The organism is Vibrio sp. V39_P1S14PM300, assembly GCF_009904765.1.
Lineage (GTDB): Bacteria > Pseudomonadota > Gammaproteobacteria > Enterobacterales > Vibrionaceae > Vibrio > Vibrio proteolyticus.
This window is the reverse complement of sequence record NZ_WXWP01000258.1, coordinates 1-14,330: the sequence shown is the minus strand read 5'-3', so window position 1 is coordinate 14,330 and position 14,330 is coordinate 1. Positions and strand designations below refer to the sequence as shown.

Genomic DNA, 14,330 nt, shown 5'->3' with positions numbered 1-14,330 from the left:
GATTTATTCTCAAATGAGCAAAAACAGCCCATTAAGTACAGAAAAGCAACAAACGATATTTTTTTTGCAATTTGGTGTTGACGTTAAAAGCGAAAAACCGTTTAATACACCTCGTCGCCCGGATAGCTCAGTCGGTAGAGCAGAGGATTGAAAATCCTCGTGTCGGTGGTTCGATTCCGCCTCCGGGCACCACAATTTGTAATTGTTGGTGTCTAACACGAACAATAAAACAGAATATAGTGTGCCGACTTAGCTCAGTAGGTAGAGCAACTGACTTGTAATCAGTAGGTCACCAGTTCGATTCCGGTAGTCGGCACCATTTATATTCTGCTTAAAAAGATAATTCCCCCTTAGTTCAGTTGGTAGAACGGCGGACTGTTAATCCGTATGTCGCAGGTTCGAGTCCCGCAGGGGGAGCCACTTTCGGTTAATAAGCTTTGGCTTGTTAATGAAAAAGGCCGACTTAGCTCAGTAGGTAGAGCAACTGACTTGTAATCAGTAGGTCACCAGTTCGATTCCGGTAGTCGGCACCATCTTTTCCCCCTTAGTTCAGTTGGTAGAACGGCGGACTGTTAATCCGTATGTCGCAGGTTCGAGTCCCGCAGGGGGAGCCATATTTAAGAAGCCAAGTCGCAAGACTTGGCTTTTTTCATTCTGAAATACCGGGTTGAATCGCAGCAGTACGTCGCAATAGCCCGATCCTGACCCCGCTTATACCCTCAGTCACATCAACAATGCGCTCAAAAGCCATCTGTCAGCCTCTTGAGCGCGTCTTAAGTCTTACGTATGCCCTAACCCTTAACAACGACTGTAGTTCGTCTCAGTATGACTTAGGCACAAAAAAGCCGGCGATGTACGCCGGCTCGGTCTGTCATAACAGGCTCAGGCTTTAATGCCCTGAGTTTCGTTACGCATCGCGACTTCGTTGTCCAGTTCTTCCAGCTTGGCCGCCATTTGCTCGCGGCACAGATTAGCCAGCTCACGAACATTTTCTTTGCTGCAACCTTCAGTACTGATCGGCGGCAGCATCTCCACGATGATGTGACCGTTGTTCCAGCGATTGATCTTCAGGTGCTCGGTTGAGCTGCACACTATCGGAATGATCGGCACACCGGCACCGATTGCCGCGTGAAATGCGCCAGTTTTGAACGGCAGCAAGCCACGTCCCCGTGAGCGGGTACCTTCCGGGAACATCCAAACAGACACATCACTGTTCTTCATGCTGTTCACCACCTGCTCAATGGTGCCCATGGCTTTTGAACGGTTAGCGCGATCAATCAGGATATTCCCTGTCAGCCAGTACAATTGACCAAACAGTGGGAACCACGCCAGACTCTTTTTACCCACAGTCACCACTTTCGGCGTCACCGCGGCAGACACGGTAAACATGTCCCAGTTGTTCTGGTGGTTAGCGATGTAAATATGCTGACCACGCTCATAAGCGTCGTCAGGAACACGCAGCTCCAGTTTAATGCCGAACACTTTCGACATTGCCGCAAAGTAACGGCCAAAAGTAAATACGTGTTTTGGATTACGCGGGCTCAGCAGGCAGTAACCACAGCCAAAAATAAACATCGCCACAGCCCACACTGCGGTGATCAGTACACGTATAAGTGCAATCATTCATTTCTCTCCAGGCGGAACACAACGCACGCGCTCGACCACCTTACCACTTAAAAAAAAGCCGAAACCTCAGTTTCGGCTTACAGTCGTTCGCTAATATTAACCGTTCTCGTGAAAACGCTCAATATTTGCACCTAGTGCAGAGAGCTTATCTTCGATTTTTTCATAACCGCGGTCAATATGATAAATACGATCGACGACGGTTTCACCTTTGGCGATACAACCCGCAATCACCAGACTGGCCGACGCCCTTAGGTCAGTCGCCATCACCTGAGCGCCGCTCAAGCGATCAACATCACCGCAAATCACTGTGTTGCCTTCAATCTCGGCTTTTGCGCCCATGCGCATCAGTTCCGGAACGTGCATAAAGCGATTTTCGAAGATGGTCTCGGTGATCACACCACCGCCTTTGGCCATCATGTTCAACAGAGTAAACTGCGCCTGCATATCGGTCGGAAAGCCCGGGTGTGGCGCGGTACGCACTGTCACTGCTTTCAGTTCACGCTCGGTCATGTCGAGACTGATCCAGTCATCGCCGGTTTCAATCTTGGCGCCCGCCTCTTCCAGTTTGGCCAGTACCGCTTCCAGTAGTTGGGCCTTGGAGTTGCGACAGACAATTTTGCCGCCCGAAACCGCAGCGGCCACCAGGAAGGTGCCGGTTTCAATACGATCCGCCACCACAGCATGCTCACAGCCCCCCAAACGCTCAACACCTTCAATGGTGATGGTGTCGGTGCCGGCACCGGAGATTTTCGCTCCAAGCTTGTTCAGAAACTCGGCCGTATCAACGATCTCAGGCTCTCGTGCGGCGTTATCCAGTACCGTGGTGCCTTCCGCCAGTGTTGCTGCACACATGATGGTAATGGTGGCACCCACACTGACTTTGTCCATCACGATATGCGCACCCTGCAAGCGACCGTCGACGTGCGCTTTAACGTAACCGTCTTCCAGCGTAATCGTTGCGCCCAGTTGCTCCAGACCATGAATGTGCAAGTCCACCGGACGGGCACCGATCGCGCAGCCACCAGGCAGAGAGACTTGTCCCTGACCAAAGCGAGCCACCAGCGGGCCCAAAGCCCAGATCGAAGCTCGCATGGTTTTCACCAGATCGTACGGCGCACAGTATTCGTCAATCGGACCCGCGTCGACATGCACTGAGCCGTTGCGCTCCACTTTAGCCCCAAGGCGCTTGAGCAGCTCCATGGTGGTGTCGATATCACGCAAATGAGGAACGTTACTGACCGTAACCGGCTCTTCAGCCAGAATAGAGGCGAACAGAATTGGCAGCGCAGCATTTTTTGCGCCTGAAATGGTCACTTCGCCTTGCAGCGGCTTGTCAGAACCAATAACTCGAAACTTTTCCATCAATAAACCTTACAGCGACATCAGCTTCTTATCACGAGCCCACTCATCCGGAGTATATGCTTTGATAGATACAGCGTGGATGTCATTTCTTTGAATGTATTCCATTAGCGGAGCGTAGATCATTTGTTGCTTCTTAACGCGACTCATTCCTTCGAAACAAGCATCAACCGCAACCACTTCATAGTGGCTGCCTTCACCTTTCACATGCACTTCTTCCAGTTTCAGTGCTTCTTCCAGTAACTGTTGTACTTTTGCGCTATCCACAATTTACCCCTGAGTATTCTTTATATGGTCTGCCAGCATAACATCGACATTGCTCAGCTTTAATAATGTGGCAAGCTGTGCTGGCACGAAACTGAGCATTATATGACAGTTTCGTTTTTTTGCATGTTCTATTAAATGTATCAGCATCACCATTCCGGCAGAATCGATACGTTTAATGCTCTGCAGGCTAACGTCAACCTGCTCTGCCGAGGGTTGCCAGCGTTGGGCGAATTGCCACAGGGCAGGAACGGATTCCCGATCCAACGCGCCGTTCAGTTCAACCTGCTGAGCTTGAGTTTGGGTCCATTGTGGATGGCTCATTGTTGCTTGCTCTCAAAACGAATCGGTTGTGCCGCCAGTTTTTCCAGCTCTTTGGCGACCGCCACAATGCCTTCCTGACGAATCTTACCGCCCCACTCCGATTGTTTGCTCGACAACAGGCTGACCCCTTCGGCCACCATATCAAACGCTTCCCATTCACCAGACTTGTTGTCTTTGCGCAATTTGAATTCCAGTTTGATGTTCGGACGTGGGGTATCCACGATGTCCACTTTCACACTGGTAATACGACGGGAGTCGTCCAGATTCGGTTCCGGACCAAATTCAATGGTCTGATCCGAATATTGTGTCAGAACTTGCGCATATGAGGTCACCAGGTAAGCACGAAACGCAGTAATGAACTCACCAACATCGTCACGCTTGGCGCCTTTGAGGTTTGGCCCCAGTAACTTCAGTGCCGCGTATTTCTCATTCACATACGGCATCAGCTCTTGATCAACGATCACTTTCAGGTAATCCGGATCCTGATGGATTTTGTCCTGCTCTTTTTTGAGACGCTCAAATGCCTGCTCAGAGACCTGACGCATCATTTTGTATGGATCGGTTTTATCGACGCCAGCGGCCGCACTACCGAATGAGATAACGGTTGCCACAAAGGCCAGTACGATCTTCTTAAACATATTATTCCCCACTGTTCGCTGCGTTGTCTGAATTGCCGACGCTGTAAAGGAACTGACCAATCAGATCTTCCAGAACCAACGCCGACTTGGTGTCTTCAATCAGGTCACCGTCTGCCAGCATCTGTTCATCTTCAAACACAAAGCCCGGAACCAGTCCGATGTACTGTTCACCGATCAGGCCGGAAGTCAGGATCTGAACACTGGAGGTGTCCGGGAACTGATCGTACTGGCTGTTGATCGCCATGCTGACGATAGGTAACAAAGTGTCTTTATCCAGACTGATCTGGGTTACACGACCAATCACGACGCCACCCACTTTGACCGGAGAACGTACTTTGAGTGAGCCAATGTTGTCGAACTCAGCTTTCAGTGTATAAGTATCGTTGGAACCCAGCCCTTTCACGTCAGCGACTTGAAAAATCATCACCAGAATTGCGCAAATTCCCGCAAGCACAAAACTGCCAACCCATAATTCTGTTTTACGTGTTTGTTGCATGATTAATTCCCAAACATCAATGCGGTTAGTACAAAGTCTAGCCCTAATACGGCCAGCGAAGAGTGCACCACGGTGCGAGTTGTGGCGCGGCTGATGCCTTCTGACGTCGGTATCGCGTCATAGCCGTTGAACAGGGCGATCCAGGTGACAGTAAACGCAAACACCATACACTTGATCAGACTGTTACCTATGTCCTGGCCGAGATCGATCGCCGATTGCATCGCGGACCAGAAACTGCCGTGGTCGATACCTTTCCAGTCAACCCCAACCAACTGGCCCCCCCAGATGCCCACCGCCATGAAAATCATCGCCAGCAAAGGCATAGAAATCAGGCCGGCCCACAAACGAGGTGCGATCACGCGCTTGAGCGGATCCACGGCCATCATTTCCAGACTGGTCAATTGTTCTGTGGCTTTCATCAAGCCGATTTCCGCGGTGAGTGCCGAACCAGCACGGCCGGCAAACAGCAATGCCGTCACCACCGGGCCAAGTTCACGCAATAAAGACAGCGCCACCATCTGACCGAGACTGCCCTCGGCACCGTAGTCGACCAGAATCACGTAGCCTTGCAGGCTCAAGACCATGCCGATAAACAGACCAGAAACAATGATGATCGCCAGAGACTGGACGCCCACGCTGTAGAGTTGTTGCAATAATAAAGGGAGATTCTTCACCGGTTGGGGACGGCTGGCCACCGCCCCGAACAGCATCAGGCTGGCACGACCAATCGACGTGCTCACGGCAATGCCGCGTCGTCCTAGCGATGCGACAAAATCGGTAAAATTCGACGCCATTAAAATAAGTCCTTCTCGATAGGCTGCGCGGGGAAACGGAACGGAACAGGCCCGTCGGCTTCACCGAACAAAAACTGCTGAACCCGCGGATCCGGATCGTCTCTTAGCTCCTGAGGCGTACCGCTGGCGATGATCTTGCCATCGGCCAGCAGATAGACCAGATCAGCGATACTCATCACTTCCGGTACATCATGCGACACCACCACCGAGGTGAGGCCGAGCGCCTGGTTGAGATTGCGGATCAGTTCGACCAACACCCCCATAGTGATTGGATCCTGACCGACAAAAGGTTCATCGTACATGATCAGTTCCGGATCGAGCGCGATCGAACGCGCCAGAGCCGCTCGTCGTGCCATCCCGCCGGACAATTCGCTCGGCATCAACTGCGCCGCACCGCGTAGGCCAACCGCTTCCAGTTTGAGCAGCACCAGCGTTTTGATCAGCGATTCATCCAGTGCTGTGTGTTCACGCAATGGAAACGCGACGTTGTCAAAAACGTTCAGATCAGTAAACAGTGCGCCGGACTGGAACAGCATGCTCATTTTTTTGCGTGCCTGGTAGAGCTTCTTACGGCTCAGTGTCGGGATGTTATCACCATCAAACCAAATTTCACCGCTGTCGGGCGGCAACTGGCCACCAATCAGGCGCAGCAAGGTGGTCTTACCGATCCCGGACGGCCCCATGATGGCGGTGATTTTCCCTTTCGGTACGCTCAGATTCACGTCGTCGAAGATCGTTCGTTCCGCCCTCGAAAAGTGCAAATGTTTTATTGTAACCAGAGCTTCAGAAGACATAGGTTTGAATTATCCGTTATCTGCGGTACGCATCAGCGAGAATGGGCAATCATAAGCACAATAAGCTTGAATTTAAAGCACTGTTCGATTAAATCTCCACTCATCAGCGCAACTTATCTCATTATGTTGACAGATCGTGACACAATTAATTTCATCATTGGCTTCCCTTTTACATATCAAAGCGTCAAAATTGACGGTTAAATCATTCAGTTGTTAACTCAATTTTAGGAAGTGTCATGTTTGAAGCGGTCGCGTTTCTGGTCATTGGTCTCGTTTTTCTCGTCTGGAGTGCAGACAAACTGGTGTTCGGTGCGGCAGCACTGGCACGCAACGTCGGTATTTCCCCTCTGGTAATCGGTATGACCATTCTGGCCATGGGCTCTTCCGCTCCGGAAATGATGGTCTCCGCGACTGCGGCTCTGGACGGCAAAACCGATACTGCCGTCGGCAACGTACTGGGCTCCAACATCGCTAACATTGCGCTGATCCTCGGCATCACCGCGATGATCAAACCGCTTTCGATCAGCAGCGAAGTACTGCGTCGTGAACTTCCGTTGATGATTGGGGTCACCGTATTAGCGGGGATTTTATTGTGGGACAACAAACTCGGCTTTTATGAAGGTGTGTTGCTGTTTGTCCTGTTTGCAATGTTCATTCTGGCGATGCTGCGCATCAGCCGCCGTGAAAAAGACAAAGACAGCGGCGACGCACTGTTGCAGGAGCAAGAATCTGAAGTTCCGGAAGGCGTCAGCAACCTGAAAGCCGGGATCTGGGTCGTGATAGGCCTGATCGTACTGCCACTGGCCGCCGATATGCTGGTCGACAATGCCGTCGTCATTGCCAAATATTTCGGCATGAGCGATCTGGTGATCGGCCTGACTATCATTGCTGTCGGCACCAGCCTGCCGGAACTGGCCGCTTCACTGGCCGGCGTCCTGAAAGGCGAAGACGACATGGCCGTGGGCAACATCATCGGCTCCAACGTATTTAATATTCTGGCGGTCATGGGCATTCCGGGGATTTTGAACCCGTCCATGCTGAGTGAGCTGGCCATGGGACGTGATTTCTGGGTCATGCTGGCAGTTTCACTGCTGCTGGTGGTGATGTGTCTGGGTAAATCCCGCAGTATTAACCGCATAGAAGGCGCCATTCTGTTCGTCTGTTTCGGGGCCTATCAGGTTTACCTGTTGATGAACGTGGCCGCTTAACCGTAAGACTTCGGGGAAGAATATGTTTGATTACCGCGCTGCGGCGCTCAATGTGCTTGAGACAGAAATCGCTGCTCTCAAACAACTGGATCAGTATATCGACACGGAATTCTGTCAGGCCTGTGACATGATCCTCGCCAACCCGGGTAAAGTGGTGGTGATGGGCATGGGTAAATCCGGTCACATCGGCAATAAGATCGCGGCCACGTTAGCCAGCACTGGCACCTCGGCCTTTTTCGTTCACCCGGGGGAAGCGGCGCATGGCGATCTGGGTATGATCGAACGCGGCGATATCGTACTGGTGATTTCCAACTCGGGTGAATCCCATGAGATACTGTCGCTGTTCCCGGTCCTCAAACGTCTGGGCATCCGCATCATCAGTATGACGGGCAAGCCTGAGTCCAATATGGCGAGACTGGCGGATCTGCACCTGCAGATCACCGTCCCCAGTGAAGCCTGTCCGCTCGGCCTGGCACCCACCTCAAGCACTACCGCCACGTTAGTCATGGGTGATGCACTGGCGGTCGCGCTGCTGCAGGCGCGCGGCTTTACTGCGGAAGACTTTGCCCTCTCCCATCCGGGCGGCGCGCTGGGGCGTAAACTGCTGCTCAAGCTGTCTGACATCATGCACTCCGGCGACGCACTACCGATGGTGACGCCAGATACCGTGATCCGTGATGCCCTGATGGAAATCAGCCAGAAAGGTCTCGGCATGACCACAGTGGTTAATAACGACGGTCAACTGGTCGGTTTGTTTACAGATGGAGACCTGCGACGCGTGCTCGACAAACGCATTGACGTTCATACCGCGTTGATCGGTGACGTGATGACCCGCAACCCAACCACGGCCGAGCCGGAGATGTTGGCCGTTGAAGGGTTGAATCTAATGCAAGACAAAAGCATAAATGGATTAGTATTATGTAAAGAAGGCCAACCAGTCGGTGCACTGAATATGCATGACCTTCTCAAAGCAGGAGTAATGTAATGACACAACTGGTTGAAACGCTTTACGGTCCGGTCGAGCAAACTATCGTCACCATAGCACGAGACATCAAACTGCTGATCTGTGATGTGGATGGTGTGTTTTCGGACGGCCTGATTTACATGGGCAATCAGGGTGAGGAGCTCAAAACATTCCACACCCGTGACGGCTACGGCGTCAAATCCCTGATGAATGCTGGGATTGAGATCGCCATCATCACAGGCCGTCAGTCGCAAATTGTTGAAAACCGTATGCGGGCGCTGGGTATCTCCCTGATCTATCAGGGCCAGGATGACAAAGTAAAAGCGTATCAAGACATTTGTGCGCGCCTGGCGATTGAACCGCACCAAACAGGCTATATCGGCGATGACCTGATTGACTGGCCGGTGATGGAACAAGTTGCGCTGAAAGTGTGTGTCGCAGACGGCCACCCACTGCTGGCCAAACGCGCCAACTACGTCACTCGCATTAAGGGCGGCCATGGCGCGGTGCGCGAAGTGTGCGATCTGATTCTACAAGCTCGTGATGAGCTGGATGTACATAAAGGCTTAAGTATATGAGTTTATCTCGTATCATTTATGTTTTGCTGTTTATCGTGGCCGGGGTAAGTATTTACTACCTGCTCGACAAAGAGAACACATTTGATATTCAGGTAGAACCGAATGTGGAACTGCCAATGTTCAGTGGCGAGTCGGTCACCAGTACTTCTTACGATGAAAGTGGTACGCGCAGCTACGTGATCACATCCACACACCTGGATCACTACGCGCAAAGCGGTGATACTCTGTTTGAGAAGCCGGTGTTGAAAGTCTTCAACCAAGGCACCATACAGGAATGGGAAGTGACCGCCGATTCTGCGGTACTGGACAAAGACCATGTGCTGACCCTGCACGACAATGTGCTGGCAAAAAACCTGCTGCCGGACTCAGGTTTTGATACTCTGTCGACAGCGAAAATGAGTATTCAGCTAGACAATCGGGATTTTTGGGCTGACAACCAGGTTGTGTTAATCGGCCCTCAGTTTGAAACGGTAGGACAGGCGATGAAAGGCAATTTTGCTGACAATACCGCGGTTCTCTACAACCATGTTCAAGGTAGATATGAAACTCTCACACCTTAGTCTTATAGCGTGTCTGCTGGCGTCTGCGAACGCCATGGCCTTGTCGACCGACCAGGATCAACCGATCTATATCGACTCTGACAGCCAGCAGTTGGACATGCAAAGCAACAAAGTCACGTTTATCGGCGACGTTAAGCTGAAGCAAGGCAGTATCAATATCAATGCAGATAAAGTCATTGTGTACCGCAATCCGGATGACGGCGCGATCAAAGAGATCGAAGGCTACGGCAATCTGGCGACCTTCTCTCAGCTAACTGACGACGGGAAAACCCTGTACGGTGAAGCCAAAGAGTTGTACTACAAGATGGCCGACGACCAGCTGACGATGATCAATCAGGCGCTGCTGCGTCAGGACGACAGTGAAATTCGCGGTAAGAAAATCCGCTACAAGATTTCCTCACAGAAACTGATTGCCGACGGCAACCAGAGCGGAGAGCGGGTTTCGACCATTCTTCAACCACAGGCAGCGCAGCAGAAATAACTATGGCAACACTCAAAGCAGAGCACCTGGCTAAGAGCTACAAAAACCGTAAAGTGGTCTCAGACGTCAGTTTGCAGGTCGAGTCCGGTCAGATTGTTGGCCTGCTCGGCCCGAATGGTGCGGGCAAAACCACGTCGTTCTATATGATCGTAGGCTTAGTGGCGCGTGATGAAGGCACCATCACCATCGATGACACCGACATCAGTATCCTGCCGATGCACAGCCGTTCACGCATGGGGATCGGTTACCTGCCACAGGAAGCGTCAATCTTCCGTAAGCTCTCGGTGGAAGACAACATCATGGCCGTCCTGCAGACCCGCGAAGAAATGACTCGCGAGCAGCGTCAGGACAAACTGGAAGATTTGTTGGAAGAATTCCACATTCAGCACATTCGCCACAGTGCGGGTATGGCACTATCAGGGGGTGAACGCCGCCGGGTCGAAATTGCCCGGGCGCTGGCCGCGAACCCGAAGTTTATCCTGCTGGATGAACCGTTTGCCGGTGTTGACCCGATCTCAGTCATCGACATCAAAAAAATCATCGAACACCTGCGTGATCGGGGCCTGGGTGTCCTGATCACTGACCACAACGTTCGTGAAACTCTGGACGTGTGTGAAAAGGCCTACATCGTCAGTCAGGGCCAGCTGATTGCCGAAGGTACACCGGCAGATGTACTGGCCAATGAGCAAGTTAAACAAGTTTATCTCGGCGAACAATTCCGACTATGATTAACTAAGAGCGGCAGATTTATAACTATAACAGGCAAGAAAAGACCGAATGAAACCCTCACTACAGCTTAAGTTAGGACAACAGTTAGCGATGACACCGCAGCTGCAGCAAGCGATCCGTTTGCTGCAGCTGTCCACTCTCGACCTGCAACAGGAAATCCAGGAAGCGCTGGACTCCAACCCTTTGCTGGACGTCGAAGAGGGCGGTGAAGAAGTGGTTTCTGAGGAACACAAAGCCGCTAATGGTGACGATCAGGAGCCGACGGTTGATGTCGCAGAGCCAGAGCCCAAAGACAGCTCCGAACTGATCGAAAAATCTGAAATCAGCTCTGAGCTGGAAATCGACACCACCTGGGACGACGTCTACAGTGCAAACACTGGCAGTACCGGTCTGGCGGTTGATGACGATACCCCGGTGTATCAAGGTGAAACCACCGAATCACTGCACGATTACCTGACCTGGCAGCTCGACCTGACGCCGTTTTCCGAAACCGATCGCATGATTGCGATGGCCATCATTGATGCAATTGACGATTACGGTTACCTGACCCTGTCCGTGGACGAGCTCCACGAAAGCTTCGACAGCGAAGAGATTGAAGCGGACGAAGTGGAAGCGGTACGTAAGCGCATCCAGCAATTCGACCCGCTTGGTGTGGCGTCACTTAACCTGCAAGACTGCCTGCTCTTACAATTAACGACCTTCCCGGAAGATACCCCGTGGCTCAAAGAGGCTAAGTTAGTACTCACTGACCACATCGACCAGCTTGGCAATCGTGACTACAAGCTGATCATTAAAGAAGCCAAACTCAAAGAAGCGGAACTGAAAGAAGCGCTGAAACTGATTCAGCAGTTGGATCCGCGCCCGGGTAGCCGGGTGACCCCGGATCATGCGGAATACGTCATTCCGGATGTATCTGTGTATAAAGAGCACGGCAAGTGGGTGGTCACTATCAACCCGGACAGCGTGCCGCGCCTTAAAGTCAATCAGCAGTACGCAGAGCTTGGCAAAGGCAACAACGCAGACAGTCAGTACATCCGCGCCAATTTGCAAGAGGCAAAATGGCTAATCAAGAGTCTTGAAAGTAGAAACGAGACGTTGCTCAAAGTTGCAAAGTGCATTGTTGAACATCAGCGTGATTTCTTCGAGTATGGGGAAGAAGCCATGAAACCAATGGTGTTGAACGATGTGGCTCTGGCGGTGGATATGCATGAATCAACCATTTCGCGTGTCACCACGCAGAAATTTATGCATACGCCAAGAGGCATCTTCGAATTGAAATACTTCTTCTCCAGTCACGTTAGTACCGACAATGGTGGAGAGTGTTCATCGACTGCAATTCGCGCACTGATCAAAAAACTGGTGGCCGCAGAGAACCCGGCCAAACCACTCAGTGACAGCAAGATTGCAGCCTTACTAGCTGACCAAGGGATTCAGGTAGCTAGACGTACTATCGCTAAGTACCGTGAATCTTTGGGTATTGCCCCTTCAAGTCAGCGTAAACGCCTGCTTTAGGGCTAAAACAGAGAAGGAAAGTCTATGCAAATCAATATTCAAGGCCACCACGTTGATCTCACCGATTCAATGCAAGACTACGTTCATGAAAAGTTTCAAAAGCTTGAGCGATTTTTCGACCACATCAATAGCGCAAGTGTGGTTTTAAAAGTTGAAAAACTCAATCAGATCGCTGAAGCTACGCTTCACGTAAATCAAGGCGAAATCCATGCCCAGGCAGAAGATGAAAGCATGTACGCTTCCATTGATGCGCTGGTGGACAAACTGGTTCGCCAACTCAACAAGCACAAAGAAAAGCTGAATAGCCATTAATCATGCAACTAAGTGAAGTACTCTCTCTGGACTGCACCAAAAGTGCAGTCCATTGCACAAGCAAAAAGCGCGCTCTGGAAATGATCAGCGAAATCGTCGCTGAACACACCGGACTGAATTCCACCGAGCTGTTTGAATGCATGCTGTCGCGCGAAAAGATGGGCAGTACCGGCATAGGAAATGGGATCGCCATTCCTCATGCTCGTATGAGCGAAAGTGACAAAGCGGTCGCCGTATTGCTGCAGTGCGACGAGCCAATCGAATTTGACGCGATCGACAATCGACCAGTCGACCTGCTGTTCGCTCTTCTGGTCCCGGATGCACAATGCAAAGAGCATCTGCAAACCCTGTCGAAAATGGCGGAACGCCTCAACGACAAACAAATCCTCAAACAATTGCGTAGCGCTCAAAGCGATCAGGAGCTCTACGACATCATGATCAACCGATAAGGCAAAGCAAACATGCGTCTGATTGTGGTCAGTGGCCAGTCCGGAGCCGGAAAAAGCGTCGCACTGCGTGTACTGGAGGATCTGGGTTATTACTGTGTAGATAACCTGCCTGTTGACCTGTTAGAAGCCTTTATCCTGTCGGTGAAAGACAGCTCACAGAATGTCGCTGTCAGTGTCGACATTCGTAACCTGCCTAAAGAGCCGGACCTGATCGCCGATGTGTTCGACAAGATCCGACACGATGTCGATATGACGGTGCTATTTCTAGACGCCAACAAAGAGACCTTACTCAAACGCTACAGCGAAACCCGCCGTATTCACCCGCTTTCCCGCAGTGACGATAAACGCTCACTCGATCAGGCGATCGAGCTGGAGCGTAATATTCTCTATCCACTCAAAGAGCATGCCGATCTGGTGCTAGACAGCAGCAATCTGTCGCTGCATGAACTGAGTGAAACCGTGCGCATGCGGGTAGAAGGCCGCGAGCGTCAGGCTCTGGTGATGGTGTTTGAGTCCTTCGGCTTCAAATACGGTTTGCCAACCGATGCCGATTACGTGTTTGATGTGCGCTTTCTGCCCAACCCGCATTGGGAGCCAAACCTGCGTCCACTGACCGGGCTCGATGCACCGATCAAGTCCTTCCTCGAAAGCCACCCGGAAGTGATGGAGCTGAAACAGCAGATCCAGAAATTCATCGAATACTGGTTACCGCTGCTGGAGAAAAACAATCGCAGTTACCTGACCGTGGCAATTGGCTGCACAGGTGGCAAACACCGCTCGGTTTACCTCACCCAGCAAATTGGCGAGTACTTTTCCGAACTGGGTCATCAGGTGCAAATCCGCCATACCTCGCTCGAAAAAAACCAATAGGAACCGCCATGCCGCAGCACAGCAAAACCGTCCTGATCCAAAACCGTCTTGGCCTCCATGCCCGTGCCGCGATCAAACTGGTCGAGCTGGCCCAGTCTTTTGATGCGGTACTGACGATTGAAAATCAGGAAGGCAAGCAAGCGACCGCGGATGGCGTCATGGGCCTGTTGATGCTCGAATCTGCCCAGGGGCAGAATGTCACCATTCTGGCTGATGGTGCGGAAGCCGAACAAGCGCTGAGCGCCGTGTGCGACCTGATTGAGCATAAATTCGACGAAGGCGAGTAAAGAATCACCCTACGCTTACAAATAAGACCTGTTGTGTAATGAGATTTTATTAAATAACGAATAGAATTAAGTTACTATTCAACGC

General features: G+C 51.5%; 19 protein-coding genes and 5 tRNA genes. 16 read left to right on the top strand and 8 right to left on the bottom strand.

Going from position 1 to position 14,330, the window contains the following annotated elements; all coding sequences use genetic code 11:
* The first annotated feature begins 116 nt into the window (after positions 1-116).
* The 5 genes from CAG65_RS13095 (at position 117) to CAG65_RS13075 (ending at position 614) form a co-directional block, all read left to right on the top strand.
* A tRNA-Phe gene (locus CAG65_RS13095) sits at positions 117-192 on the top strand.
* Positions 193-243: 51 nt separating this feature from the next.
* A tRNA-Thr gene (locus CAG65_RS13090) sits at positions 244-319 on the top strand.
* 25 nt (positions 320-344) lie between these two features.
* A tRNA-Asn gene (locus tag CAG65_RS13085) sits at positions 345-420 on the top strand.
* Positions 421-457: 37 nt separating this feature from the next.
* Positions 458-533 (top strand) — tRNA-Thr (locus CAG65_RS13080).
* A 5-nt stretch (positions 534-538) separates the two neighbouring features.
* A tRNA-Asn gene (locus CAG65_RS13075) sits at positions 539-614 on the top strand.
* Positions 615-882: 268 nt separating this feature from the next.
* Here CAG65_RS13075 and CAG65_RS13070 read toward each other — a convergent pair.
* From CAG65_RS13070 to mlaF, 8 genes are all read right to left on the bottom strand, one after another.
* Positions 883-1,623, bottom strand: a complete 741-nt coding sequence (locus CAG65_RS13070; RefSeq protein ID WP_021704409.1) for a 1-acylglycerol-3-phosphate O-acyltransferase — start codon at positions 1,621-1,623, stop codon at positions 883-885.
* A 99-nt stretch (positions 1,624-1,722) separates the two neighbouring features.
* On the bottom strand, positions 1,723-2,988 hold the full coding sequence (murA, locus tag CAG65_RS13065) for a UDP-N-acetylglucosamine 1-carboxyvinyltransferase (protein ID WP_161448211.1): 1,266 nt from the start codon (positions 2,986-2,988) through the stop codon (positions 1,723-1,725).
* A 9-nt stretch (positions 2,989-2,997) separates the two neighbouring features.
* Positions 2,998-3,252, bottom strand: a complete 255-nt coding sequence (gene ibaG / locus CAG65_RS13060) for a BolA family iron metabolism protein IbaG (protein WP_021704411.1) — start codon at positions 3,250-3,252, stop codon at positions 2,998-3,000.
* A 3-nt stretch (positions 3,253-3,255) separates the two neighbouring features.
* Entirely contained in the window at positions 3,256-3,573 is a 318-nt protein-coding gene (locus tag CAG65_RS13055; RefSeq protein WP_021704412.1) for an STAS domain-containing protein, read from the bottom strand.
* Positions 3,570-4,211 (bottom strand): phospholipid-binding protein MlaC, encoded by a 642-nt coding sequence (gene mlaC, locus CAG65_RS13050; protein ID WP_021704413.1) that lies wholly within the window; start codon positions 4,209-4,211, stop codon positions 3,570-3,572. The genes CAG65_RS13055 and mlaC overlap by 4 nt, the downstream gene beginning before the upstream one ends.
* 1 nt (position 4,212) lies before the next feature.
* Positions 4,213-4,707 (bottom strand): outer membrane lipid asymmetry maintenance protein MlaD, encoded by a 495-nt coding sequence (mlaD, locus tag CAG65_RS13045; RefSeq protein ID WP_021704414.1) that lies wholly within the window; start codon positions 4,705-4,707, stop codon positions 4,213-4,215.
* Between the two features lie 2 nt (positions 4,708-4,709).
* The gene (mlaE, locus tag CAG65_RS13040) at positions 4,710-5,501 is read right to left on the bottom strand and encodes a lipid asymmetry maintenance ABC transporter permease subunit MlaE (RefSeq protein WP_161453936.1); all 792 of its coding nucleotides are present in this window, start codon (positions 5,499-5,501) and stop codon (positions 4,710-4,712) included.
* Positions 5,501-6,295, bottom strand: coding sequence for a phospholipid ABC transporter ATP-binding protein MlaF (gene mlaF, locus CAG65_RS13035; protein WP_161453935.1), 795 nt, complete (start codon positions 6,293-6,295; stop codon positions 5,501-5,503). Before mlaF ends, mlaE begins: the two co-directional genes overlap by 1 nt.
* A 236-nt stretch (positions 6,296-6,531) precedes the next feature.
* Between mlaF and CAG65_RS13030 the strand changes: the two genes are divergently transcribed.
* Genes CAG65_RS13030 through CAG65_RS12980 form a run of 11 tightly spaced genes read left to right on the top strand, consistent with a single transcriptional unit; the run spans position 6,532 to position 14,245 of the window.
* A complete protein-coding gene (locus CAG65_RS13030; protein ID WP_021704417.1) occupies positions 6,532-7,503 on the top strand; it encodes a calcium/sodium antiporter in 972 nt (323 codons plus the stop codon).
* A gap of 22 nt (positions 7,504-7,525) precedes the next feature.
* Positions 7,526-8,488 (top strand): KpsF/GutQ family sugar-phosphate isomerase, encoded by a 963-nt coding sequence (locus tag CAG65_RS13025; RefSeq protein WP_161453934.1) that lies wholly within the window; start codon positions 7,526-7,528, stop codon positions 8,486-8,488.
* Complete coding sequence (gene kdsC / locus CAG65_RS13020; RefSeq protein ID WP_161448219.1) at positions 8,488-9,045, top strand: 3-deoxy-manno-octulosonate-8-phosphatase KdsC; 558 nt, start codon at positions 8,488-8,490, stop codon at positions 9,043-9,045. Before CAG65_RS13025 ends, kdsC begins: the two co-directional genes overlap by 1 nt.
* Positions 9,042-9,605: an LPS export ABC transporter periplasmic protein LptC gene (gene lptC / locus CAG65_RS13015; RefSeq protein WP_021704420.1), complete on the top strand. Its 564-nt coding sequence runs from the start codon at positions 9,042-9,044 to the stop codon at positions 9,603-9,605. Before kdsC ends, lptC begins: the two co-directional genes overlap by 4 nt.
* On the top strand, positions 9,586-10,086 hold the full coding sequence (gene lptA, locus CAG65_RS13010; RefSeq protein ID WP_161453933.1) for a lipopolysaccharide transport periplasmic protein LptA: 501 nt from the start codon (positions 9,586-9,588) through the stop codon (positions 10,084-10,086). The genes lptC and lptA overlap by 20 nt, the downstream gene beginning before the upstream one ends.
* A 2-nt stretch (positions 10,087-10,088) precedes the next feature.
* Positions 10,089-10,814 (top strand): LPS export ABC transporter ATP-binding protein, encoded by a 726-nt coding sequence (gene lptB / locus CAG65_RS13005; protein WP_161448223.1) that lies wholly within the window; start codon positions 10,089-10,091, stop codon positions 10,812-10,814.
* 49 nt (positions 10,815-10,863) lie between these two features.
* Complete coding sequence (locus CAG65_RS13000; RefSeq protein ID WP_161453932.1) at positions 10,864-12,327, top strand: RNA polymerase factor sigma-54; 1,464 nt, start codon at positions 10,864-10,866, stop codon at positions 12,325-12,327.
* Positions 12,328-12,351: 24 nt separating this feature from the next.
* A complete protein-coding gene (gene hpf / locus CAG65_RS12995) occupies positions 12,352-12,639 on the top strand; it encodes a ribosome hibernation promoting factor (protein WP_021704424.1) in 288 nt (95 codons plus the stop codon).
* Between the two features lie 2 nt (positions 12,640-12,641).
* Positions 12,642-13,088 carry a PTS IIA-like nitrogen regulatory protein PtsN gene (ptsN, locus tag CAG65_RS12990; RefSeq protein ID WP_161448227.1) on the top strand — a complete coding sequence of 149 codons (447 nt, stop codon included), beginning with the start codon at positions 12,642-12,644 and terminating at the stop codon, positions 13,086-13,088.
* A 12-nt stretch (positions 13,089-13,100) separates the two neighbouring features.
* Positions 13,101-13,958 (top strand): RNase adapter RapZ, encoded by an 858-nt coding sequence (rapZ, locus tag CAG65_RS12985; RefSeq protein ID WP_161448229.1) that lies wholly within the window; start codon positions 13,101-13,103, stop codon positions 13,956-13,958.
* Between the two features lie 8 nt (positions 13,959-13,966).
* On the top strand, positions 13,967-14,245 hold the full coding sequence (locus tag CAG65_RS12980) for an HPr family phosphocarrier protein (RefSeq protein WP_021704427.1): 279 nt from the start codon (positions 13,967-13,969) through the stop codon (positions 14,243-14,245).
* Positions 14,246-14,330 lie beyond the last annotated feature (85 nt).